The sequence below is a fragment of the Sphingomonas dokdonensis genome, assembly GCF_002197685.1.
Lineage (GTDB): Bacteria > Pseudomonadota > Alphaproteobacteria > Sphingomonadales > Sphingomonadaceae > Sphingomonas > Sphingomonas dokdonensis.
The window spans coordinates 416,927-438,593 of the sequence record NZ_NBBI01000002.1; the positions used below are offsets into that span (position 1 = coordinate 416,927).

General features: G+C 66.6%; 20 protein-coding genes. 7 read left to right on the forward strand and 13 right to left on the reverse strand.

What is annotated here, in order from left to right; translation table 11 throughout:
* The first annotated feature begins 13 nt into the window (after positions 1-13).
* Positions 14-1,978: an ATP-dependent zinc metalloprotease FtsH gene (ftsH, locus tag SPDO_RS06880; protein WP_088366722.1), complete on the forward strand. Its 1,965-nt coding sequence runs from the start codon at positions 14-16 to the stop codon at positions 1,976-1,978.
* Between the two features lie 272 nt (positions 1,979-2,250).
* Here ftsH and SPDO_RS06885 read toward each other — a convergent pair whose 3' ends face one another.
* The 5 genes from SPDO_RS06885 to SPDO_RS06905 form a co-directional block, all read right to left on the reverse strand.
* Entirely contained in the window at positions 2,251-3,360 is a 1,110-nt protein-coding gene (locus SPDO_RS06885; protein WP_088366723.1) for a DUF3667 domain-containing protein, read from the reverse strand.
* 137 nt (positions 3,361-3,497) lie between these two features.
* A complete protein-coding gene (locus SPDO_RS06890) occupies positions 3,498-4,757 on the reverse strand; it encodes an ABC transporter permease (protein ID WP_088366724.1) in 1,260 nt (419 codons plus the stop codon).
* Positions 4,754-5,686 carry an ABC transporter ATP-binding protein gene (locus SPDO_RS06895; RefSeq protein ID WP_088366725.1) on the reverse strand — a complete coding sequence of 311 codons (933 nt, stop codon included), beginning with the start codon at positions 5,684-5,686 and terminating at the stop codon, positions 4,754-4,756. Before SPDO_RS06895 ends, SPDO_RS06890 begins: the two co-directional genes overlap by 4 nt.
* An 85-nt stretch (positions 5,687-5,771) precedes the next feature.
* Positions 5,772-6,137 (reverse strand): hypothetical protein, encoded by a 366-nt coding sequence (locus SPDO_RS06900; RefSeq protein WP_088366726.1) that lies wholly within the window; start codon positions 6,135-6,137, stop codon positions 5,772-5,774.
* Positions 6,134-6,802 carry an EI24 domain-containing protein gene (locus SPDO_RS06905; RefSeq protein WP_088366727.1) on the reverse strand — a complete coding sequence of 223 codons (669 nt, stop codon included), beginning with the start codon at positions 6,800-6,802 and terminating at the stop codon, positions 6,134-6,136. Before SPDO_RS06905 ends, SPDO_RS06900 begins: the two co-directional genes overlap by 4 nt.
* A 164-nt stretch (positions 6,803-6,966) precedes the next feature.
* Between SPDO_RS06905 and SPDO_RS06910 the strand changes: the two genes are divergently transcribed.
* Positions 6,967-7,959, forward strand: a complete 993-nt coding sequence (locus SPDO_RS06910; protein WP_088366728.1) for an adenosine kinase — start codon at positions 6,967-6,969, stop codon at positions 7,957-7,959.
* A 72-nt stretch (positions 7,960-8,031) separates the two neighbouring features.
* Here SPDO_RS06910 and SPDO_RS06915 read toward each other — a convergent pair whose 3' ends face one another.
* The 3 genes from SPDO_RS06915 to SPDO_RS06925 form a co-directional block, all read right to left on the reverse strand.
* The gene (locus SPDO_RS06915; protein ID WP_143559602.1) at positions 8,032-8,349 is read right to left on the reverse strand and encodes a hypothetical protein; all 318 of its coding nucleotides are present in this window, start codon (positions 8,347-8,349) and stop codon (positions 8,032-8,034) included.
* On the reverse strand, positions 8,346-9,674 hold the full coding sequence (locus tag SPDO_RS06920) for an amidohydrolase (protein WP_088366730.1): 1,329 nt from the start codon (positions 9,672-9,674) through the stop codon (positions 8,346-8,348). Before SPDO_RS06920 ends, SPDO_RS06915 begins: the two co-directional genes overlap by 4 nt.
* 471 nt (positions 9,675-10,145) lie before the next feature.
* The gene (locus SPDO_RS06925; protein WP_281252561.1) at positions 10,146-10,967 is read right to left on the reverse strand and encodes a ferredoxin--NADP reductase; all 822 of its coding nucleotides are present in this window, start codon (positions 10,965-10,967) and stop codon (positions 10,146-10,148) included.
* Positions 10,968-11,279: 312 nt separating this feature from the next.
* On the opposite strand from SPDO_RS06925, the gene uvrB reads away from it, so the two are divergent.
* Both uvrB and SPDO_RS06935 read left to right on the forward strand, forming a co-directional pair.
* Positions 11,280-13,472, forward strand: coding sequence for an excinuclease ABC subunit UvrB (gene uvrB / locus SPDO_RS06930; protein ID WP_088367025.1), 2,193 nt, complete (start codon positions 11,280-11,282; stop codon positions 13,470-13,472).
* On the forward strand, positions 13,469-13,855 hold the full coding sequence (locus SPDO_RS06935) for a hypothetical protein (RefSeq protein ID WP_143559603.1): 387 nt from the start codon (positions 13,469-13,471) through the stop codon (positions 13,853-13,855). Before uvrB ends, SPDO_RS06935 begins: the two co-directional genes overlap by 4 nt.
* 6 nt (positions 13,856-13,861) lie before the next feature.
* On the opposite strand, the gene SPDO_RS06940 is transcribed toward SPDO_RS06935, so the two are convergent.
* Positions 13,862-14,236, reverse strand: coding sequence for a PRC-barrel domain-containing protein (locus tag SPDO_RS06940; RefSeq protein WP_088366733.1), 375 nt, complete (start codon positions 14,234-14,236; stop codon positions 13,862-13,864).
* A 98-nt stretch (positions 14,237-14,334) separates the two neighbouring features.
* Here SPDO_RS06940 and SPDO_RS06945 point away from each other — a divergent pair, with 98 nt between their 5' ends.
* Entirely contained in the window at positions 14,335-14,853 is a 519-nt protein-coding gene (locus SPDO_RS06945) for a hypothetical protein (RefSeq protein ID WP_088366734.1), read from the forward strand.
* Between the two features lie 492 nt (positions 14,854-15,345).
* Complete coding sequence (locus tag SPDO_RS06950) at positions 15,346-15,990, forward strand: peptidylprolyl isomerase (protein WP_088367026.1); 645 nt, start codon at positions 15,346-15,348, stop codon at positions 15,988-15,990.
* 338 nt (positions 15,991-16,328) lie between these two features.
* On the opposite strand, the gene SPDO_RS16930 is transcribed toward SPDO_RS06950, so the two are convergent.
* Positions 16,329-16,496: a hypothetical protein gene (locus SPDO_RS16930; RefSeq protein WP_169716240.1), complete on the reverse strand. Its 168-nt coding sequence runs from the start codon at positions 16,494-16,496 to the stop codon at positions 16,329-16,331.
* Positions 16,497-16,812: 316 nt separating this feature from the next.
* Here SPDO_RS16930 and SPDO_RS06955 point away from each other — a divergent pair, with 316 nt between their 5' ends.
* Entirely contained in the window at positions 16,813-18,048 is a 1,236-nt protein-coding gene (locus SPDO_RS06955; protein ID WP_088366735.1) for a dipeptidase, read from the forward strand.
* Positions 18,049-18,377: 329 nt separating this feature from the next.
* Here the strand turns inward: SPDO_RS06955 and SPDO_RS06960 are convergent, their stop codons facing one another.
* The 3 genes from SPDO_RS06960 to SPDO_RS06970 all read right to left on the reverse strand — a co-directional run bounded on the left by SPDO_RS06960 (position 18,378) and on the right by SPDO_RS06970 (position 21,631).
* Entirely contained in the window at positions 18,378-19,382 is a 1,005-nt protein-coding gene (locus SPDO_RS06960; RefSeq protein WP_088366736.1) for a histone deacetylase family protein, read from the reverse strand.
* The gene (locus SPDO_RS06965; protein ID WP_088366737.1) at positions 19,382-19,972 is read right to left on the reverse strand and encodes an SOS response-associated peptidase family protein; all 591 of its coding nucleotides are present in this window, start codon (positions 19,970-19,972) and stop codon (positions 19,382-19,384) included. The genes SPDO_RS06960 and SPDO_RS06965 overlap by 1 nt, the downstream gene beginning before the upstream one ends.
* Positions 19,973-20,044: 72 nt before the next feature.
* Positions 20,045-21,631 carry a lysine--tRNA ligase gene (locus SPDO_RS06970; RefSeq protein ID WP_088366738.1) on the reverse strand — a complete coding sequence of 529 codons (1,587 nt, stop codon included), beginning with the start codon at positions 21,629-21,631 and terminating at the stop codon, positions 20,045-20,047.
* Positions 21,632-21,667 lie beyond the last annotated feature (36 nt).

Sequence of the window (21,667 nt, forward strand, 5' to 3'; positions counted from 1 at the left end):
TGAAAGGTAAGGCATGAACGAGAACGACAAGCAGCCTGGCGATAATGGCGGCAACGGCCCCAATCCATGGATGAAGAGCCTCCTCATTTGGGTGGGTATTCTTCTGTCGCTGGCTATCGTCGTGACCATGTTCGACGGTCGATCGGGGACGGCGACCGGCAATGCGATTGCCTATTCGGCGTTCCTCGACAAGGTCGACGAAGGCACCGTCAAGGACGTGACGATCTCGCGCGAGCAGATCACGGGCACGCTGTCGAGCGGTGAGAAGTTCCGCACCGATCCCGTGTCCGATCCGCAGCTGACCGATCGTCTGCGCAAGGCCGGCGTCGAGATCTCGGGCAAGCGCGACGAAGGCCCCTCGATCTGGCAGTATATGCTGGTCCAGGCGCTGCCTTTCCTCCTCTTCCTCGGCATCGCATTCTTCGTCGTGCGTCAGATGCAGAAGGGCGGCGGCGCCGGCGGCGCGATGGGCTTCGGCAAGAGCCGCGCGAAGATGCTGACGCAGAAGGAAGGCAAGGTCACCTTTGCCGATGTCGCGGGCATCGACGAGGCGCGCGAGGAGCTGGAGGAAGTCGTCGAGTTCCTCAAGGACCCGAGCAAGTTTGCCCGGCTGGGCGGCAAGATCCCGAAGGGTGCGCTGCTGGTCGGATCGCCCGGCACCGGCAAGACGCTGCTCGCCCGCGCGATCGCGGGTGAGGCGGGCGTGCCGTTCTTCACCATTTCCGGTTCGGACTTCGTGGAAATGTTCGTCGGCGTGGGTGCGAGCCGCGTGCGCGACATGTTCGAACAGGCCAAGAAGTCGGCGCCGTGCATCGTCTTCATCGACGAGATCGACGCGGTCGGTCGGCATCGCGGTGCGGGGCTGGGCAACGGCAACGACGAGCGCGAGCAGACGCTGAACCAGCTGCTGGTCGAAATGGACGGGTTCGAGGCGAACGAGGGGATCATCATCGTCGCGGCGACCAACCGCCCCGACGTGCTCGACCCCGCGCTGCTGCGGCCGGGCCGTTTCGACCGGCAGGTCGTGGTGCCGCGCCCCGATATCGAGGGCCGCATCAAGATCCTTGAAGTGCACATGAAGAAGGTGCCGCTGGCACCCGACGTCGATGCACGCGTGATCGCGCGCGGCACGCCGGGCTTCTCGGGCGCAGACCTCGCAAACCTTGTCAACGAGGCGGCGCTGACCGCGGCGCGCAAGTCCAAGCGGCTGGTCGCGATGCAGGAGTTCGAGGAAGCCAAGGACAAGGTCATGATGGGCGCCGAGCGCCGGTCGATGGTCATGACCGACGACGAGAAGCGCATGACCGCCTATCACGAGGCGGGCCACGCGATCGTCGCCCTGCACGAGCCGGCGTCCGACCCGATCCACAAGGCGACGATCATCCCGCGCGGCCGCGCGCTGGGCATGGTGATGCGCCTGCCGGAGCGTGACAGCTACAGCTACCATCGCGACAAGATGTACGCGAACCTGGCGGTGGCGATGGGCGGCCGCGTCGCCGAGGAGATCATCTTCGGCTACGACAAGGTATCGTCGGGCGCCTCTGGTGACATCCAGTACGCCACGGGCCTTGCCCGCGACATGGTCACCAAATGGGGCATGTCGGACAAGGTCGGCCCGGTCGACTACGCGCAGCCTGAGGGCGAAAGCTTTCTTGGCTATTCCTCCTCGCAGCCGACGCACATGTCGAACGAGACGGCGCAGCTGATCGATCACGAGATCAAGACGATCGTCGAGGGTGGGCTGACGCGCGCCAAGACGGTGCTGACCGATCATAGCGACCAGCTTCACCTGCTGGCCGAAGCGCTGCTCGAATATGAAACGCTGTCGGGCGATGAGATCAAGAAGCTGATCGCCGGCGAAGGCATCGGCCGTGTCGATCAGCCGAAGAAGTCCTCGATCCCGAGCGTTGGTACGTCGATCCCGAAGACGCGGCGCCCACAGGGCCCGTTCGGAAATCCGTCGCCGGCGGGAGCCTGAGGCAGGGCAGCGCTCTAGGTTTCAGTGAAAGCCTGACGTTGATTCCATATAAGGGCGGCCCCGGCGACGGGCGCCGCCCTTTTCGTGTGCGTTGTTCGCCTGATGGCGTGGGTTGGCGACTGCCGCGCCGATCGGCAGTGCGCAAGGCGTTAAATCATATGGTCGCGTACTGCAGGCGTCGCCGAGTTGTTCGCGCGGCCGAGACTAACCTTGCGACGCGGGACAAGGCCGGCGCCCCGGCGAGCGGGTGCGCCGCCGCTCCCGCGACGTCGCTACGCCAGGCCCAGGTAAAGCAGCATCACCGCAAAAGTCGGCACAACGGCGCAGTAGATCAGGCCGATCAGCAGGCCCGCACGAACAAGCGCGTTGGTCCGGCCGAGTTGATAGGTGCCTTTCAGCTGACGGTAGATGTGGAACGGCGGGATCAGCACCGCGGCGGCCATGACGATCACGAAGGGCACGCCCAATGCCTGCAGCACCGCCAGCGCGATCGTGAGCAGCGACATGAAGGTAAGCGAATAGGTGACGAAAACCGCGTGATCGTAAAGCTTGAACCGGCGGCTGAAGGGAAAGAGCAGCCACATGACCGGGATCGAGAGTGGGATCAGCGCCCAGCTGTATTTGTAGGCCGAGGTCTTCAGCTTGTACAGCAGTAGCTTGGGGTTTTCCTGCGCGTGACGGAACTTGTCCTCGAACCAGTTGGTCTTCACGGGCTTGCCGTCGCTCGTCACCTTGAACGTTGACATAGTTGGAAGGCGTTTTTCTGCGTCGACCAAGGATTGCCGCATCTCCACGGTGTCCGCCAGATTGCGTTCCAGCTTCGCGATCCGCTCGGCGTCGGGCGAGGGCTTGGCGCGCGCCGTTTTCAACGACTCCTGGTACATCGCAAGCTGTTGGTCCGCTCGCTCCCGTTCCTCGATCACCTTGGCGCGCGTTTCCGCCATGCCTTCGGTGAGGCCGGACTTCAGGAAATCGCCATCGGCGAGCGACCAGCCGGGCAGGTTTGCCACGATGGCGAACATGAGGAAGACGGTGAACAGGAAGATCGCCAGCGGCGAGACGAAGCGGGCGCGCTCGCCATCGATATAGCGACGCGTCAAATCACCGGGGCGCCGGATGAGCATGGGCAGCGTCTCCCATGCCTTGCCTTCGAAATGGAAGACGCCGTGCGCGATGTCGTGAAAGATCGCGCCGGCCGTCCGGTGCACATGCCCAGCCTGACCGCAGGCGTGGCAATGCGAGCCGATCAGCGATGTGCCGCAGTTGAGGCAGGCGGTCGGATGGTGATCGCCATGTCCCGTCTTGCCGGCGGCCTGCTCCACCGCGTGGGTATGCGCCTCCCCACTCGGTAAACCCGCAGTTGCTTCAACGCCGATCGCCATGGCCCCGCCCTCCGCGGACGAGCATATCGGGGTGTCGAGCGGCGGGGAAGATGCTTGGCGGCAGCCGCTTACGATCGATCGGCGCCGGCGCGGACATCGTGTCATCTAGGCGAGAGGCGATGCCGCTCCTGTTCTGTTCAACCTGGCAGGTTGCTGCTCACCTTTGCGGCCTTTCCGAGCAGCTTCTTCCAAGCGCCGGCCGGGCTGCCCGATTGCAGCACGCCGCGGCGGAACAGCCGCGCGCCGACGGTAATGAAAATCGCGACCCACAGCATCTGCCATGCAAGCGCCGCGAGGTGCGGCCAGAGCGCGGCGCTGTTCGCCGCACGGCCCGCCATGGCGAAGGGTGAGGAGAGCGGAAAGATCTCGGCCACGGTCGCGAGCGTCGTGCCCGGGTTCGACGCGGCAGCGGAGGCTAGGCCGAACATCGCCACCTGAAGGATGGTGATCGGGAGCGAAAGCATTTGGATCTCGCGCATGGTCGACGCCTGCGCGCCGATCCCGAGGAAGACCGAGCCGAGCAGGAGATAGGCGGTGGTGAAATAGCCGGCGAACAGCAGGGCAAAGGTACCGAAGCCGACCGCCGGCACCATGCCGGCAAGGTCCGCACCAGCGGGCAGCAGCATGCCGATCTGGCTTGCCACCAAACCCCAGAAGCCCACGAACAGCACCGCCACGCCGAACATGCCCAGCAGCTTGCCGAGGAACACGCTTTCGAGCGGCACGGCGGCGGCGAGCACCTCGATCACCTTGTTGTTGCGCTCTTCCGCCATGGTGCCGACGACTTGCCCGGACAGGAACAGGGTGAGGAAGAAGATGCCGAACACTGCGGCGAAGGCGGCGGCGTTTCGCCCACCGAGCGTCGGCTTGTCACGCGCCGTTCTGGTAAAGACGGGGCGGCTTGGTGCGAGCGGACCGGCGGCGGCGATGCGCCGCGCCTGTTCCGATACGGCCGCCAGATAACGCGCATCGCGTGCGCTCGGGCCGAAGAGAATGCACGGCGCCTCGAGCGGGCCGCTCATGACGGCGACAACGTCGACATCGGGCGTGTTCAGCGCGGCACGGGCCTGCTGGCTGGAATCGCCACTTGGCGGGCGAACTTCAAGCATCGGCGGGGCGATCTCACCGGGGAAGATCGGGCGCAGTTGCTTGTCCGCGGCGACCAGCGCATCGGCCTCGCGCGGCGCCGCGATCGCGACCAGCCGCTCCTTTTCGGCAGAGCCCGCCGATACCGACGCCGCGCCAAGCCCGCCGATCGCGCCGAACGATCCCATGATCACGGGCGCAAAGAGGAACAGCAGGAAGATCGGCGTGAAGACGGTGGCGGTGAAATCACGCCGCGCGATGGTGAGCGTCTGGCGCAGGCGGCGGCGCAACTTGCCCGAGGGGCGGCTCATGCGGCTTGCTCCAATGCGGCCTGGCCGACAATGCGCACGAACGCCTCGTGCAGCCCCGGCCGCTCGATCGACAGGCCCGAAATGCCATAGCCTGCGTCGATCAGCCGCTTCAGCAGCGCTTCGATTCCGTCATGTGGCAGCTCGAAACGCCAGCCGTCGCCATCGCGGCGAGCGTCTGGGGGAAGGTGACGTGCGAGATCGTCGTTCGGGAAATGCGGCACATAATGGACCTGCTGCGGCAGAGTGCCGCGCGCTTCGGCCACCGTGCCTTCGAACCGGCGACGGCCACCGGCGATGATCGCGAGACGGTCGCACAGCCGCTGCGCATGCGCCATGACATGGGTGGAGAACAGCACGGTGGCGCCCCGATCGCGCTCGCCGAGAATCAGCGCTTCCAGCCGTTCCTGATTGACCGGATCGAGACCTGAGAATGGCTCGTCCAGCACGAGGAGGTCGGGCTGATGAACGACCGAGCCGAGCAGTTGGACAAGCTGCGCCATGCCCTTGGATAATTTGCGGATCTTTTCATCGGCGGCATGGCCGAGGCCGGTGTTTTCCAGCAACTGCTGTGCCCGCGCCCGCCCTTCTTTCCACGGCAAGCCACGCAGCGCGCCCATGAAGGCGATCGCCTCGCGCGCCTTCATGGCGGGGTAGAGGCCGCGTTCCTCGGGCAAATAGCCGACCCGGTCGCTGGCATCGCGCGGGTGGCGGTGACCAAGCAGGGTACGCTCACCGCTGTCCGGCTCGATGATCCCGAGCAGCATGCGCAGGGTCGTCGTCTTGCCGGCGCCGTTGGGGCCGAGCACGCCGTAGATCATGCCTTGCGGCACGACGAGGTCGACCCCGCTGACGACCGGGCGACCGCCGAAGCGCTTCACCAAGCCGGTGGCGGTGATCACGGGCGGTGCTTCGTCAGTCACAAGGGGCATCCTGGCACAAGAAAGCTGGCGCGCGGCAGCATGGCGCTGTTTGCACCTGGCTTTGCGAAGATCACGCTAACGCTTGCTGGCGCTGCTATTTTCCGCCCACCCGGCGCGTGAGGGCGGCAACGCAGCTCGCGCGATCGATCGTGCGCCCGTCGGGCTGCCGCGCATCGACATAGGTGACGCGCGGCGCGGCCGAGCCCTTGGGATAGAGGTACGTGTCGAGTACGCAGATCGCGCTCTGAAATTGTAGCTTGCGCGCATTGCCCTCGCGCACGTCAGCATCGGGCTGACCGAACAGGCGCACCAGGCCGTTGGCATCCTGCCCGATGACGCGCTCCAGACCGGCGGCGCCATAGGGGATCGGCACCGGGTCGGCTCGTTCGGACAGCGAGCCCGGCACCGTGGCGCAGCCGGACAGACATAGGATGAGGATCGGGAGCGAAAAGCGCGTCATCGGCGGTTCCGGTGATAGAAGTGGGTGGCAAGGGCGGCGCCGATCACCGGCGCCAGAATGTTGACGAACGGCACCAGAAACAATCCGGTGCCGATCATCCCCAGGATGAACCGACGCGCTGCCGTGGTGCGGCGCCACGCCTGCATGGCCTCGGGCGAAAGGTGGCGCGCCGCCACCATGTCGCCGAGATCGCGGCCGAGCAGCCAGGCGTTCGCCGCGAGGAACAGCGCCGCGGTGCCGATGCCGGTCGCGAGAAGGAGGATGTAGCCGGGAAGAAGGAGCAGGTTCACGCCGACGAAGCGTAGCGCTGAGGCGAGCCCCATGCGCAGCGCGCGGGCAAAGGGCACGTCGCGGGCGCTGGCGAGGGCGGCGGGATAGTGTCGCCGCTCGACCGCTGCGACGATATCGTCGGCAAACAGGCCAACGACCGCGATCGCGACGGCGCGGAACAGCAGCCAGAAGGCGAGGATGCTCACCACCACCGCTGCGGCGGAGGCAAGGGCGCCGCCGAATGCCTGTTGAGCGAGCAGCAGGTCGACTGCCCACCAGACACCCGCGCCAAGCAGCGCAAACAGCGCGAGCGTGACCGCCAGGCTTCTTCCAAGCACCGTCAGCACCGCCCGATCACCAAGCTGGCCGAGGCTGAGCGCGAATGCCGTCACCATATGCCCCGCATGCGCGCGGCTGCGTGGTTGCGCAAGGCGGGCGTGGCAATTACGGCGCGCGCAACACTCATCCCGTTTGAACCGGGCCTTGCCCTGCCGCTGTCTCTCCCCGTGAAGGCGCGGCGTGGCGCGCTTTGGGGCGGACGCGCCTGCAGGATCCTTCCTTGACCCAGACCAGCTATGACGTCGTCGCGATCGGCAATGCCATTGTCGACATTCTCTCGCCCGCTACCGACGCCTTTGTCGCCGACAACGGCATGACCAAGGGCGCGATGGCGCTGGTCTTCTCGCCCGAGGAGGCGGACGCGCTTTACGGGAAGATGGGGCCGGGGCAGGAAGTGTCGGGCGGGTCGGCGGCGAACACGATCGCCGGCATGGCGGCGCTGGGCAGCAGCTGCGCGTTCATCGGCCAGGTGGCGGACGACCAGCTCGGTACCGTGTTCGCGCATGACATTCGCGCGGCGGGGATCCGGTTCGATACGGCGTCGCGGGCGGGCAGCCCGACCACCGGGCGCTGCCTGATCTTCGTGACGCCGGACGGGCAGCGGACGATGAACACCTTCCTTGGCGCATCGCATTACCTGCCGGCAGAAGCGCTCGACCGCGACCTGATTGCAGGCGCCAAGTATCTGTATCTCGAGGGCTATCTGTGGGATCCGGAAGAGCCACGCGCGGCGATGCGCGCGGCGATCGACGTGGCGCGCGAGGCGGGGCGCAAGATCGCCTTTACGCTGTCGGCCGAGTTCGTGATCGACCGGCATCGCGAGGCATTCCACCAGCTGATCGATGCGGGGCTGATCGACGTGCTGTTCGCCAACGAAGCGGAGATCATGTCGTTGACGCAGGCCGCCGACACCGAGGCGGCGATCGCGGCGGTGAAGAGCAAGGTGCCGCTGATCGTCGTGACGATGAGCGAGCAGGGCGCCTGCGCCATCGCCGGTGACGAGCGCGTGACGGTGCCGGCGGCACCGGTCGACAAGGTGGTGGATACCACCGGGGCGGGCGATCTGTTCGCCGCGGGCTTCCTGCATGGGCAGGCGCAGGGCTGGGGACTGGAGCGGTCGCTGCGGCTGGGCGCGGTGTGCGCGGCCGAGGTGATCAGCCATTTCGGGGCGCGTCCGCTGGCCGATCTGAAGGCACTGGCGGCCGACATCTAAGCAGCGCCGGCCTGCTTCCGGGGTTGAATCGGCCACGGGCTGGCGTCTGCCGGCCAGTGGCCGATTTCCGTTTTACGATTGGCAGTCCGCGGCCCAGCGCGCGTCCATTTCAGCATCGGTCTTTAGCTGCGAGGCGAAGGTCACCTCACCGTTCCTGACGATGAATCGTTCGTAGCCGGTGCGGCCCATGCCGACGCTGGCGTTCACCTCGCCGCACACCGCCCCGCCATGCGCGGCGACGCCCTTGAACTGCGCCGTCTCGGGCCGCTTCAGCGCGCGGCGCACCGCCTCCGTGCCGTCGCGCACGCGGGCGACCTCGGCCGGATCGGGGCCGACGTCGCAGCCGGCGACCGTCACCGCGAGCGCCAGGATCGTGAGGGCGCGCATCATTCGGCGGCTCCCGGCTTCAGCAGCTCGAGCGCGGCGGCGGTCATCGCGGTGGCGCCCGTCACCACCACCGGCTCGGGCGTGATCTTGAATAAGGGCGAGTGGTGTGAGGCGACGGGTGGCCCGCCGTTGCGCGCGGCATCCAGCGTTGCCTTGGGCGTGCCGCCAACCGCGAAATAATAGCCCTTCACGCCCGTATCCGGCTGCACGAAATAGGCGAAGTCCTCGGCGCCCATGCCCATCTGGTGAAACGGTACGACGCTGTCCGCGCCGAGCGTGTCGACCATCACGGCATTGAGGCGGCGGGCGAGCGGGGTGTCGTTGATCGTCGTGGGCGTGCCCTCGACCACGGTGACGACGGGCATCTTGTCCTTGGCCATGCCATTCATGACGCCGACACCCTCCGCGATCCGCTTGATCCCCGAGACGAGCTGCGCACGCGTGCCCTCGTCATTGGCGCGAACGGTGACCTGAAGCTTCGCCTCGTCGGAGATGATGTTGTGCTTCAGCCCCGAATGGAACGAGCCGACGGTGATGACGCCGGGCAGCAGCGGCGCGCGTTCGCGGCTGATCAGGCCCTGCAGCGCGATCACGATCTGCGAGCCCATATAAACCGGATCCTTGCCGGTGTTCGGGCTGGCGCCATGCGCGCCGACGCCGGGCACGACGATGTCGACCGAATCGGACGAGGAATATTGGATCGTCTCGCTTGCGGCGACCTTGCCCGTCTCCATGCTGGCGTCGACGTGATAGGCGAGCGCGTAATCGGGCTTGGGAAAGCGGGTGTAGAGGCCGTCGGCGACCATCGCCTTGGCACCGCCGATCCGCTCCTCGGCGGGCTGGCCGATGAAGACGAGCGTCCCGTTCCAGCGATCCTTCATCGCCGCCATCCGGCGTGCGGTGGCGATCAGGCCGACGACGTGCGTGTCATGCCCGCAGGCGTGCATCACGGGCACCTCGACACCGTCCACGCCGACCTGGCGCACGGTGGAGGCATTGGGGAGGCCGGATTTTTCCTGCACGGGCAGCCCGTCCATGTCGGCGCGGATCAGCACGGTCGGGCCGGCACCGTTCTTCAGCACGCCGACGACGCCGGTCTGGCCGACCTTTTCGGTCACCTGCATGCCGGGGATCTTGCGGAACTCGGCGGCGATCGCCGCGGCGGTCTTCGTCTCGCGGAACGACAGCTCGGGATTGCGGTGCAGCTGGTCCCACAATTTGCCGAGATCGCGATCGTAATCGGCCTTGATCTGCGCCTGGTAATCGGGCGCGGCGGCGACGGGCGTGGCAAGCGTGCAGAGCAGGGCGGCGATGATGGTGCGGCGCATTGGGTTCCCCTTTGTTGCGCGTAGCATAGCCGGCGGAGCGCCGGGGTGAAGGGGGTGTGCGATCGCTATCTGGAAACGTCGGGCGTGGTTGGTGCTGGCGTCCGGCCTGGCGCACCTTCGTCGACCGTAGAGTGAACGGCGGGGTGGACTCCGGCACGAGGCCGGGGTGACGTTGCGTGTCGAGGGGCGTGGCGCGCGATTGGGCGGGGCGTGGTTTTGTCGAGCCGGGCCCTGGGGACGCAGCGTGGCGCGCTGGCATCGGTTGCAGCGTGTGTGGAGGGTTGGACCCCGGCGCGGGGCCGGGGTGACGTGGGGTGGAGGAGCGGAACGGCCGCCGGCTTCACCTACCCGTCATGCCGGGCTGGTCCCGGCATCCACCGTGCCGCAAACTCTAAGCTGTCGAGTTTGGGGAAAAGTGGACCCCGGCACAGGGCCGGGGTGACGTTACGGTCTTGAGTGACGGAGTGGCGATCAGTCGACGAAGGCGCGTTCGATGACGAACTGGCCGGGGTTGGCGTTCGAGCCTTCGGTGAGGCCGAGCCCTTCGAGCATCTGCGCGGTTTCGCGGATCATCGCGGTGGAGCCGCACAGCATGACGCGGTCCGTCTCGGGATCGAACGTCGCCGGGCCGGTGACCGGCGGGGCGAAGAGGCGGCCGTCGGCGATCAGGTCGGTGATCCGGCCCGTGCGCTCGAAATCCTCACGCGTGACGGTGGGAATATAGTGGAACTGCTCCTGCGCCTGGTCGCCGATCAGCGGATCGTCGGCGAGCTTGGCCGAAAGCTCCTCACGGAAGGCGAGATCGTTCACGCGGCGGGTGCCGTGGACGATGATCACCTGGTTGAAGCGCTCGTACACTTCGGGGTCACGCGCGAGGCTGAGGAACGGGGCAAGGCCGGTGCCGGTGGACAGCATCCACAGCCGCTCGCCGCCGAGCAGGGCGTCGCACACGAGCGTGCCGGTCGGCTTCTTGCCCATATACAGCTGGTCGCCCGGTTGGATCGCCTGCAGCCGGCCGGTCAGCGGGCCATCCTGCACCTTGATCGAAAGAAATTCGAGCTCGTCGGCATAGGACGGGCTGGCGATCGAATAGGCGCGCATCACGGGCTTGGGATCGTCATTCTCGCCCGGCAGGCCGATCATGATGAACTCGCCCGAGCGGAAGCGCAGCGCCGACGGACGATCAACCGCGAAGCTGAACAGATGCTCGTTCCAGTGGCGCACCCATTTGACGTTCACCGTCAGGAACGCCTTGTGGTCGGGAATCAACTTCGGTTCTGCAAGCACGGTCAACGATCTCGCTCCTTGATGGCGCCTCATGCGGGGAGGGCGCGCCATCTGAATTCATTCGGCAGTCTGCAACACCTGACCGCCCGTTCGGTACCCAGTACCTTGTCGTCCGGCGTTCTTGCCGCAAGCAAGAAAAGTTCGCAGGCCGAATAGCCGACCGCGCCCTGCCGCCGTTCCGTAAGGAAAAGGCAGAGCGTGATCGGCCCAAGTGTTCGCGCAAGTAGGAGCGGGGTGGCGCGAGTGCAACGCATGGTCGCGGCCTTTGCGCGCTCGTTGCCCTTCCGTTCCGCCGCCCGCGCCCCCATATTCACGGCCATGGCGATCCAGATCCGAACCACGCTTGCCGAACCCGAGACCGGCAAGGATTTCGTGCCGCACCGTCCGCAGCGCCCCGCCAAGGTGGAAGGCGGCAAGCCGTTCAAACTGGTGTCCGACTATCAGCCGGCGGGCGACCAGCCGACTGCGATCGCGGAGCTGGTGGCGGCGGCGAAGGCGGGCGAGAAGGATCAGGTGCTCCTCGGCGTCACTGGATCGGGCAAGACGTTCACCATGGCGAAGGTGATCGAGGAAATGCAGCGCCCGGCGCTGATCCTGGCGCCGAACAAGATCCTGGCGGCGCAGCTCTATGGCGAGTTCAAGAGCTTCTTTCCCGAGAACGCGGTCGAATATTTCGTCAGCTACTACGATTATTACCAGCCCGAGGCCTATGTGCCCCGGTCGGACACGTACATCGAGAAGGAAAGCTCGGTGAACGAGGCGATCGACCGGATGCGCCATTCGGCGACGCGGTCTTTGCTGGAGCGCGACGACGTGCTGATCGTCGCATCGGTCTCGTGCCTCTACGGTATCGGATCGGTCGAGACGTACTCGGCGATGATCTTTGACCTGAAGAAGGGGCAGAGCGTCGACCAGCGCGAGATCGTGCGCAAGCTCGTCGCGCTGCAATACAAGCGCAACGATGCGGCGTTCCAGCGCGGCAATTTTCGGGTGAAGGGCGACAATCTGGAGATCTTCCCCAGCCACCTCGAGGATGCGGCGTGGCGGATCAGCTTCTTCGGTGACGACATCGAGGAGATCGTGGAGTTCGACCCGCTGACCGGCAAAAAGGCGGCGAGCATGAACTCGGTGCGGATCTATGCGAACTCGCATTACGTGACGCCCGGGCCGACGATGAAGCAGGCGAGCGAGGCGATCCGGCATGAATTGACCGAGCGGCTGAAGGAGCTGGAGGCGGAGGGCAAGCTGCTGGAGCATCAGCGGCTGGAGCAGCGCACCAATTTCGATCTGGAGATGATCGCCGCGACGGGCAGCTGCAACGGCATCGAGAATTACAGCCGCTTCCTCACTGGCCGCCTGCCGGGCGAGCCGCCGCCCACCTTGTTCGAATATCTGCCCGAGAACGCGATGCTGTTCGTCGACGAAAGCCACCAGACGGTGCCGCAGATCGGCGCGATGGCGCGCGGCGACCACCGGCGGAAGATCACGCTGGCGGAATACGGCTTTCGTCTGCCGAGCTGCATCGACAATCGCCCGCTGCGCTTCAACGAATGGGATGCGATGCGCCCGCAGACCGTCAGCGTCTCGGCGACGCCGGGCGGGTGGGAGATGGAACAGACCGGCGGCGTCTTTGCCGAGCAGGTGATCCGCCCCACCGGGCTGATCGACCCGCCGGTCGAGATAAAGCCGGTCGAGGAGCAGGTGCAGGATTGCATCGTCGAGTGCCGCAAGACGGCGGAGCTGGGCTATCGCACGCTCGTCACCACGCTGACCAAGCGGATGGCGGAGGATCTGACCGAGTATATGCACGAGGCGGGCGTGAAGGTCCGCTACATGCACTCCGACGTCGAGACGCTGGAGCGTATCGAGCTGATCCGCGACCTGCGGTTGGGCGTGTACGACGTGCTGATCGGCATCAACCTGCTGCGCGAGGGGCTCGACATTCCCGAATGCGGGCTGGTGTGCATCATGGATGCCGACAAGGAGGGCTTCCTGCGCTCCGAAACTTCGCTGATCCAGACGATCGGGCGCGCGGCGCGCAACGTCGACGGGCGCGTGATCCTCTACGCCGATCGCATCACCGGCTCGATGGAGCGGGCGATGAACGAAACCGCGCGGCGCCGCGAGAAGCAGGAAGCGTACAACCTCGAACACGGCATCACGCCGACCACTATCAAGCGCAACATCGGCGACATCATCGCGCATGTGTCGAACAAGGATGGCGTGCTGATCGATACCGGTGACGAGGAACGCCCGCACATGGTGGGCCACAATCTGCGCGCCTATATCGAGGAGCTGGAAAAGAAGATGCGCAAGGCCGCGGCGGACCTCGAGTTCGAGGAGGCTGGCCGCCTGCGCGACGAGATCCGCAACCTGGAGCAGGAGGAGCTGGGGCTGCCGGTGCACGAGCAGAAAGCGCCGCTGATGGGGCGCAGCAACGAGGGCAAGCCGGGCACGCGCAAGACGCGCTTCGGCAAGCAGCAGCAGATGCGGATGGCGAAGCGGCGGTGATGCAGAAACGGCGGTTCGTCGGGTGGGCCGCCGCTTATGCGCTGGCGACCGCCGCCGTCGTTATTGCCGTTGCGGGTTATTTTGAGAACGCGGGGCTGCTGGTGTCGCAGGTCGCGCTGATCGCCGGGCCGACGCTGGTGCCATTCCTGATCCTGTGCGGGCGGCCGACGCGGGCAGGCTGGGTGGTCCTCGCGCTACTGACCGCGGCTGGGTGGGCGTGGACCGTTTATACCGATACGCGCCCGTACCAAGGTGGCGGCGCGTCATTTGCGGTGTTCTTCGGCTGGTTCGGCTGCCTCGTCGCCAGCGTGGTGGCGGGCGTCGCACGGCTCGCCGCCCGCATTCGCAAGCGGCGCCAGGAGCCGGGCGTCAGGCAGGGCTGAAATGCCTCAGCGGAGCGTCAGGTCTTCGCCGCCGACGCCATAATAGCCCGCGACGCGATCGGCATAGGCCTGGTCGAAATGAGGCGCGTTGTTCGCCCAGCTCGGGCCGCCTTCGAGCATGCGGCGGTCGATGGTGACGACGTAGAGGTCGCGCACCGCGTCGAACTGAAGGAGCGAGAAGGGCAGGGGGTAATAGCTTTTGCCCATCCCCAAGAACCCGCCGAGGCTGAGCACGGCGTGGGTGACCCGGCCGCTGACCTTGTGGGTGAGGAAGGACTGCACCACGCCGATCTTGTCGCCATCCCGGCTTTCGACCTTTACCGTCGAGACAAGCGTCGCTTCGATCAGGGCGAGGGTGGTCGGGGTGTCGGCTGTGCTCATTGCTGTCTCTCTTTGCGCTGATCGTCTTTCGGTTGAACCGATGGTCCCGCGCGCCGGTTCCGGTTGAGCCGGGGCGCGAGTGCGGGCTAGGGTGAGCCATGCGTCTTTTGCCTGCGACCGCCCTCCTTCTTCCGTTCCTGATGGCGAGTTGCGTCGCGCCGCCGGTGGAAGCCCCGCCGCCGCCGACCCCCGTCCTGCCGCCGCCACCGCCGGCACCCAAGCCGGCGCCGCTCGCGGGTGACTGGCAGGACTGGCCGCTGACGCCGGGCACGTGGCGCTATGCGCGCGAGGCGGGCGGCACGCGCGCGACCTTCGCGCAGGGCGGGGGAGCGGCGACGCTGTCGCTGCGCTGCGACTTGGCCGCGCGGCGGGTGATCCTGTCGCGGCCTGGCGCTGCTGCGGGCGCCATGACGATCCGCACCAGCAGCGCGACGCGCGCCGTGCCGGTTCAGGCCGCCGCAGGCGCGGCCGAGGCCGTGTTCGCGGCGCGCGAGCCGCTGCTCGATGCGATGGCGTTCAGCCGCGGGCGCGTGGCGATCGAGCAGCGCGGCGCGCCGACGCTGGTGGTGCCGCCTTATGCCGAGATCGGCCGGGTGATCGAGGATTGCCGCGGCTGATCGAACGCGCCCTGGCGGATCATCGGCGGGGCGCGGATGTTCGTTCAAACTTGCCTGCAAAACAAGTCTTGTTTCCGCGTCGGAAAGGACTCAGATTGCGGATGTGGCCGACGCGGTCACGACTGTTATCAACCAGCGAAAGGAGGTGATCCGATGTCTCATGGTTCAGCAATGGGGTCGGTTCAGTTCGTTCGGGGGACGCGCTTCTGAGGCTGTAGCGGTTCGGCGGGGGGTATTGTCCTCCAGACAACGCCGGGCACTGTAGCGTTCAGAGGCCTGCATGGTCTCCCGGGCTGGAGCTCTCCGGCCGCTGACCATGTTTAGGGGTTGTCGGATAGCCTTGGTGGGCTATCCGGCAACCTCTTCTCATTTCTGGCGCTTCTCTTTTCTGGCTCGTGGTTTTTGCGGTCGGACGTGCGGGTGACCCTGCTGCGAGGACGGCGTGGCGCAGGGGAGTGGTGCGGTGCGGTGCGAGCGGCTAAGCGGCGCATGATGCGGTATTTTCTGATGATCGTGGCGCTGCTGGCGGCGCTGCCCGCCGCCGCGCAGCGCGCTGATCGCGCGACGCCCGGCTATGTTCGGGTGCGGCTGGAAACGGCGCTGGGCAACATCGTCCTCGCGCTCGACGCGAAGCGCGCCCCGGCGACCACCGCCAATTTCATGAAATATGTCGACGACGGCCGCTTCGACGGGATCAGTTTCTATCGTTCCGCGCGGCAGAAGAACGCGCCGTCGCTCGGCTTCATCCAATCGGGCATCCGCACCGACGCGCGCCGCTTCCTCGACATGATCCCGCATGAATCGACCAAGAAGACCGGGATCAAGCACCTCGACATGACCATTTCCATGGCGCGGCGCGGCGAGCCCGGATCCGCCAACGGCAATTGGTTCATCGCCGTCGGCCCGATGCCGTGGATGGACTGGAAGCCGGACAATCCCGGCTATGCCGCGTTCGGCCGGGTGGTCGCGGGGCAGAATGTGGTGAAGCGCATCCTCGCGCAGCCGACGGGTGAACGAATGAAGGGCACGCTGCTGCTGAAGCCGGTGTATGTGAAGCGCGCCGTGCGGCTGGACGGGAAGGCGAAGCCGACCGGGCGGCCGCGGCCGTGGCTGATCGAGGGGCGCAAGGACGGCTGATCGAGGGGGCGCCGCGTGCGACGGCCCGGCCTGTCGCCTTTGGTCGTGTGGAAGCGTCGTTGCCGTTTGGCTCTGGCCCGTAGAGGCCGCCTTTGCGACGACGCGAGCGACGTACCGGTCATTCGGTCGTGGCGGCCTGCGTGGCTGCCATTTTTGGTGCGCAACTGGGCCCCGGCCTTCGCCGGGGTGGTGGGCTGGATCGGCTGGGTCAGGCCCGGCAGGCTTGGCGGTTCCAACCGCCGCATGCGGGAGGCTTTGCAAACGGCAATGATGGGGCTGCCCGTGGCTTCAGCCACACCTCGCCATCGATGGCGACGCTGGAAGGGGTGATCGGGTGATTACGGGAGCGAGGGCGCGGCGGCGTTCGCTTCGTCATTGTACACTTTGTCGAGGTAATAACCGGCTAAAGTATAATGCGCCTTCACCGCTTCGGGTACTTCGGTTCGCTGGGCCATCTCGAGCTCATACTCGGCGCGCCTGTAATAATATTCCTTGTCGTCGTCCACCGAAACTACTCCATCTCCCGGCCCGAACCATATACCGTTGTGGGATGCCGGAAAACTAATCTGTGTTACGTCTTTCCAGCCAGACGGCGTGATCGAGATCATTCTGTCGTTCATCTTGTTCGTTTCCGTTTTGTGCTACCCTATCTTCTCCTCAACAGCAATCGGCCCCGACGCAAAAATGCGGCAGAGCCAGGTTGACGCTTGCGCCGGCGACAGCTTTGCAAGACGTTTGCGACGCTCGGTCCCACGCGAGCCAGATCACAACCCCCGGCCTGATGGTAAGTTCCTCGACAGGCTGTGTTTCTACGGAGTTGCCATGTCCCTGCTCGCCATCCTGCTCGCCGCCCAAGCCGCCGCCGCGCCGGCACCCGCCGTGCCTGCGCGGATCACCCGGTTGCTGGAGCGCGCGCCGATCATCGACGGGCACAACGATCTGGCATGGGAGATTCGCGATCAGCACGAGGCGAAGGTCGAGGACGTCGACCTGACCAAGAACACCGCGGCGCTGCCGTACCCGCTTCAGACGGATATTCCGCGGCTGCGTGCGGGCGGGGTGGGTGGCCAGTTCTGGTCGGTGTGGATCCCAGCGACCATCACGGGGCCGCGCGCGGTTGAGATGACGCTGGAGCAAATCGACGTGGTGCGCCGCGTGGTGGCGGCCAACCCCAAGGCATTCGCGCTGGTGACGAGCGCCGCCGACGTGCGCCGCGCGCAGAAGGACGGCAGGATCGCATCGATGATCGGGATCGAGGGCGGGCATCAGATCGACGGTCGGCTTTCGGTGTTGCGCCAGATGAAGGCGCTGGGTGTCGGCTATATGACGCTGACGCATGGCAAGAGCCTGGACTGGGCCGATTCCTCCACCGATGCGCCGCGTGCCGGCGGACTTAGCGCCTTTGGCCGCGATGTGGTGGCCGAGATGAACCGAATTGGCATGATCGTCGACGTGAGCCACGTGGCGGACACGACCATGGCGGCGGTGCTGGACATTTCGAAGGCGCCGGTGATCGCCTCGCATTCCTCCGCGCGCGCGATCGCCGACGTGCCGCGCAACATTCCCGACGATCTGCTGCGCCGGATCGGCGCGGCGGGCGGCGTGGTGATGGTGAACCTGTACCCCGCCTTCCTATCGGCCGAGTGGCGTGCGTGGGACCAGGCGCGCACCAAGTTCGGCAAGGCGCGGGGGTTGGCGACCGATGCCTATGGCGCCAAGTCACCCGCGCCGCTGGTCGCGTGGGATGCGGAACACCCGATGCCGCGCGTGACGGCGGCGACGGTGGCGGACCATGTCGAGCATATCGCCAAGGTGGCCGGCAAGGGTGCGGTGGGGATCGGCGGCGATTATGACGGCATCGGCGGCACCGCGCCCGAGGATATGGGCGGCGTCGACGGCTATCCGCGGCTGTTCGCCGAGCTGGCGCGGCGCGGGTGGAGCGACGCGGAGCTCGCCAATTTGTCGCAGGGCAACGTGCTGCGCGTGATGGAGCGGGTGGAGGCGGTGGCGGCGAGCCAGCGCAACCTGCGGCCGGTGGATGCGATCGAGCCGGAGTGAGCGGGTGGGACTGGATTTAGGCGAAGACGCGCTTGTCTGATTAGTCTCGTGAGCGGCTCCCTGACGCTTGCGAGACCTTTGTGTATTTACCGCATGGTCCGGTGAACTACCTCGTGCCGGGATTCACTTTACCACAGACTCGCTAGTTTAAGGTCTGCGGCGCGGTGGATGCCGGGACTAGCCCGGCATGACGCTATGCGCTTCGTAGAGGTGTCGCGCGCCCCGGGGGGCAGGTGGGAAGGCGTTGGTGCAGGCTGGTGATTTTTGCCGGCGCTGTTCCGTAGCTGGACCCGCCTTCCCCGGGTGTGCACCTTTATCTGAAGGCTGTCTCAGAAGCCGCTGAGGAAGCTGGCGACGTTGGCGCCGAGCGCGTCGATGGCGTAGCCGCCTTCCATGACGATGGCGGTCGGCAGGCCGAGGCTGGCGATGTCGCGGGCGAGCACGGCGTAGTCGGGGGTGGTCAGCGCGAATTTGCTGATTGGGTCGCCTTCCCATGTATCCGCGCCGTAGCTGACTACCAGGAAGGTGGCGCGGAAGCGGGCGATGGCGTCTAGCGCAATTGCCTGTGCGGCGCGGAAGGCGTCCGCCTTCGTGCCGTGTGGCAACGGGAGGTTGAGCGTCGCGCCTTCGCCGGCGCCTTCACCGATTTCGTCGGCATGGCCCCAGTAGAAGGGGTAATCGGTCGCGGGATCGGCGTGGACGCTGGCGTAGAAGACGTCGCTGCGTTGCCAGAAGATGTCCTGCGTGCCGTTGCCGTGATGATAATCGATGTCGAGGATCGCGACGCGCTCGTGCCCCGCATCGCGCGCGGCCTGGGCGGCGATGGCGGCGACGTTGAGGTGGCAATATCCGCCGAAGTAATCGGCGCCGGCATGGTGGCCGGGCGGGCGGCAGAGCGCAAAGGCGGTGCGGTCGCCGGCGAGCACGGCGTGGGTGGCGGCGAGCGCGGACTGTGCGCTGCCATAGGCGCTGGCCCAGGTCTTCGGGGTGAGCGGGGTGGTCGCGTCGAAGGCGTAGCGACCCATCAATGCGTCGATGCGATCGAGGCGGAGCGGGCGGCGGCCGACGATCGGGAAGGCGTAGGGGAGCGCGTCGCCCGGGCGGCCGGCGGCAGCCCAGGCGGCGGGCGCGTCCTGCAGGAACTGGAGGTAGTCGGCGTCGTGAACCGCCCGGATCGGGGCCTCGCCGCGATCCTCCGGTTCCTCCGCGCCGCCGATGGCCGCGAGGATCATCGCCGCGCGGGCGGGCTTTTCGGCATAGGCGGTGAAGGCGCCGTTGTGCAGCTCCTGCGCAGGAGCGTGACGGAGCTGATCGGGGGAGAAGAAGCGGCGCATCAGCGGACCTGCGTGACGGAGAGGCTGCCAGCGGCAAGCGGCTGGCATAGATCGCCGGAGGGCACGGACGGGTCGAGCCACTCGGCCCAGCGGTCGCGGCCGAGCACGACCACCTGGCGCGAGTGATAGGGCGCGATGTCGGGGCCGGGCTCGCAGGTGAGCATGGTGAAGGCCTCGCCGACGGTTGCGTCCTTGCGCCACAGGCCAGCGATGCAGAACCAGTCGTGGCCGATAAGGCGGAAGGCCCATTTGTCCTTGCGCCTGGCCTTGGGATCGGCCGGCTTGGTGAATTCAAAGAAGCTGTCGACCGGGATCAGGCAGCGGCCGGCCCGCAGGTCGCGTCCGTCCGAGCGGAAATTGTACACCGGGCGGCCGCCGGTGCCAGGCCAGCTCCAGCGGCGGGTGACGCATTCCGCCTCATCCGCGCGGCCATCGACGCCGCGGATGATGATCGTCGGATCGGTGATGCGGATGCTGTCGAGCGGCGCCATGTTGGGCGCGCCCTCGGGAAAGACGAGCGGGATGCGCGTCTCGTCCCAATCGGTGCGCAATTCGCCAAGGGCGATGCGGCGGGCGGCCTCGTTGCACATGCGCGGGAGGGTAGCGGATCGGGGTGGCCGGCGCCAACCTCCCGCGGGGAAGGGGGCGCCGGTCGATCCGGGTTACTTTGCCGCCAGTGCCTCGGCGAGGAGGCGGCGGGTGTTGGCGACGCCGTACAGCCTGATGAAGCTGCCCATGCGCGGCCCCTGGCTGGAGCCGAGCAGCGTTTCGTAGAGCGCCTTGAACCAGTCGCGCAGCTCCGCGAAGCCGCCGGTCTTGCCGATCTCATAGACCGCGTTCTGGATGTCCTCGGCCGAGGCGTCCTCGCCCAGGGTAGCGAGATCGGCATCGAGCCGTTCGAGCGCGGCCACCTCGACGCCCTCGGGCGCGCGGCGCTTCAGCGTGGGAGCGATGAAATCGCGGTGATAGGAGAGGGCGTAGCCGATCATCCGGTCGAGCTCCGGATGAGCCGCGGCGTTCGCATCGGGGAGGTAATTGCCGAGGTAGCCCCAGACCTGCTCGTTCGTGGCGCCTTCGCCCATCACGCCGACGAGGTTCAGCAGCAGGCCGAACGTCACCGGCAGCGTTGCCGCCGGCACGTCGCCATTGTGGATGTGGTGGACGGGGTTGCCGAGCTTCTCCTTCCAGCCCTGCGCCGGATAATTGGCGCGGAACTGCCAGTAATCGTCCACCGCACGCGGAATCAGGCCGAGGTGGAGCGACTTGGCCTTCTTCGGTTCGCGATAGATGTAGAAGGCGAGGCTTTCGTCGGGGCCGTAGGTGAGCCATTCCTCGATCGAAAGGCCGTTGCCCTTCGACTTGGAGATCTTCTCGCCCTTGGCATCAAGGAACAGCTCGTAGATCAGCCCCTCGGGCCGGCGCCCGCCGAGCACCTGCGCGATCTTGCCGCCGAGCACGCCCGAATCGATCAGGTCCTTGCCGTACATCTCGTAATCGACGCCAAGCGCGGCCCAGCGCATGCCCCAATCGGGCTTCCACTGGAGCTTCGCCTTGCCGCCGAGGATCGACTGTTCGACCGTTTCGCCCTCATCCTCGAAGCGGATAATGCCCGCCTCGGCGTCGACCACCTCAACGGGCACCTGGAGCACGATGCCGGACTTTTCGCTGATCGGCAGGACGGGCGAATAGGTCGCCTGCCGCTCGGCGCGTAGCGTCGGCAGCATGACGGCCATGATCTTGTCGTAGTTACGCAGGACGTTGCGCAGCGGCTCATCGAAGCGGCCGGCAGTGTAATAATCGGTCGACGAGACGAACTCGTATTCGAAGCCGAAGCGATCGAGAAAGTCGCGCAGCATGGCGTTGTTGTGCGCGGCGAAGCTGTCGAACTTGCCGAACGGATCGGGGATGCGCGACAGCGGCTTGCCGAGGTTCGCCGTCAGCAGCTCCTTGTTCGGCACATTGTCCGGCACCTTGCGCAGGCCGTCCATGTCGTCGCTGAACGCCACCAGCCGGGTCGGGCGGCCGGTCATTTCCTCATAGGCGCGGCGCACCATGGTGGTGCGCAGCACTTCCTGGAAGGTGCCGATATGCGGCAGGCCCGAGGGGCCGTAGCCGGTTTCGAACAGCATCGGTTCCCCGTCGGGCTTCCCCTCCGGCCAGCGCTTCAGGAGCTTTCGCGCTTCCTCATAGGGCCAGGCCTTGGACTCGAGCGCAGCGGTGCGCCGTTCGGGATCGAATGCGTCTGTCATAACGCGGTGCGCCGTAGCGACGCGCGCGCACGATGG

Coding starts and splice junctions, on each gene's coding strand:
- ftsH (WP_088366722.1), top strand. CDS start 14: ATGAACGAGAACGACAAGCAGCCTGGCGATAATGGCGGCAACGGCCCC.
- SPDO_RS06885 (WP_088366723.1), bottom strand. CDS start 3,360: ATGGCGATCGGCGTTGAAGCAACTGCGGGTTTACCGAGTGGGGAGGCG.
- SPDO_RS06890 (WP_088366724.1), bottom strand. CDS start 4,757: ATGAGCCGCCCCTCGGGCAAGTTGCGCCGCCGCCTGCGCCAGACGCTC.
- SPDO_RS06895 (WP_088366725.1), bottom strand. CDS start 5,686: ATGCCCCTTGTGACTGACGAAGCACCGCCCGTGATCACCGCCACCGGC.
- SPDO_RS06900 (WP_088366726.1), bottom strand. CDS start 6,137: ATGACGCGCTTTTCGCTCCCGATCCTCATCCTATGTCTGTCCGGCTGC.
- SPDO_RS06905 (WP_088366727.1), bottom strand. CDS start 6,802: ATGGTGACGGCATTCGCGCTCAGCCTCGGCCAGCTTGGTGATCGGGCG.
- SPDO_RS06915 (WP_143559602.1), bottom strand. CDS start 8,349: ATGATGCGCGCCCTCACGATCCTGGCGCTCGCGGTGACGGTCGCCGGC.
- SPDO_RS06920 (WP_088366730.1), bottom strand. CDS start 9,674: ATGCGCCGCACCATCATCGCCGCCCTGCTCTGCACGCTTGCCACGCCC.
- uvrB (WP_088367025.1), top strand. CDS start 11,280: ATGGCGATCCAGATCCGAACCACGCTTGCCGAACCCGAGACCGGCAAG.
- SPDO_RS06940 (WP_088366733.1), bottom strand. CDS start 14,236: ATGAGCACAGCCGACACCCCGACCACCCTCGCCCTGATCGAAGCGACG.
- SPDO_RS06945 (WP_088366734.1), top strand. CDS start 14,335: ATGCGTCTTTTGCCTGCGACCGCCCTCCTTCTTCCGTTCCTGATGGCG.
- SPDO_RS06950 (WP_088367026.1), top strand. CDS start 15,346: ATGCGGTATTTTCTGATGATCGTGGCGCTGCTGGCGGCGCTGCCCGCC.
- SPDO_RS06955 (WP_088366735.1), top strand. CDS start 16,813: ATGTCCCTGCTCGCCATCCTGCTCGCCGCCCAAGCCGCCGCCGCGCCG.
- SPDO_RS06960 (WP_088366736.1), bottom strand. CDS start 19,382: ATGCGCCGCTTCTTCTCCCCCGATCAGCTCCGTCACGCTCCTGCGCAG.
- SPDO_RS06965 (WP_088366737.1), bottom strand. CDS start 19,972: ATGTGCAACGAGGCCGCCCGCCGCATCGCCCTTGGCGAATTGCGCACC.
- SPDO_RS06970 (WP_088366738.1), bottom strand. CDS start 21,631: ATGACAGACGCATTCGATCCCGAACGGCGCACCGCTGCGCTCGAGTCC.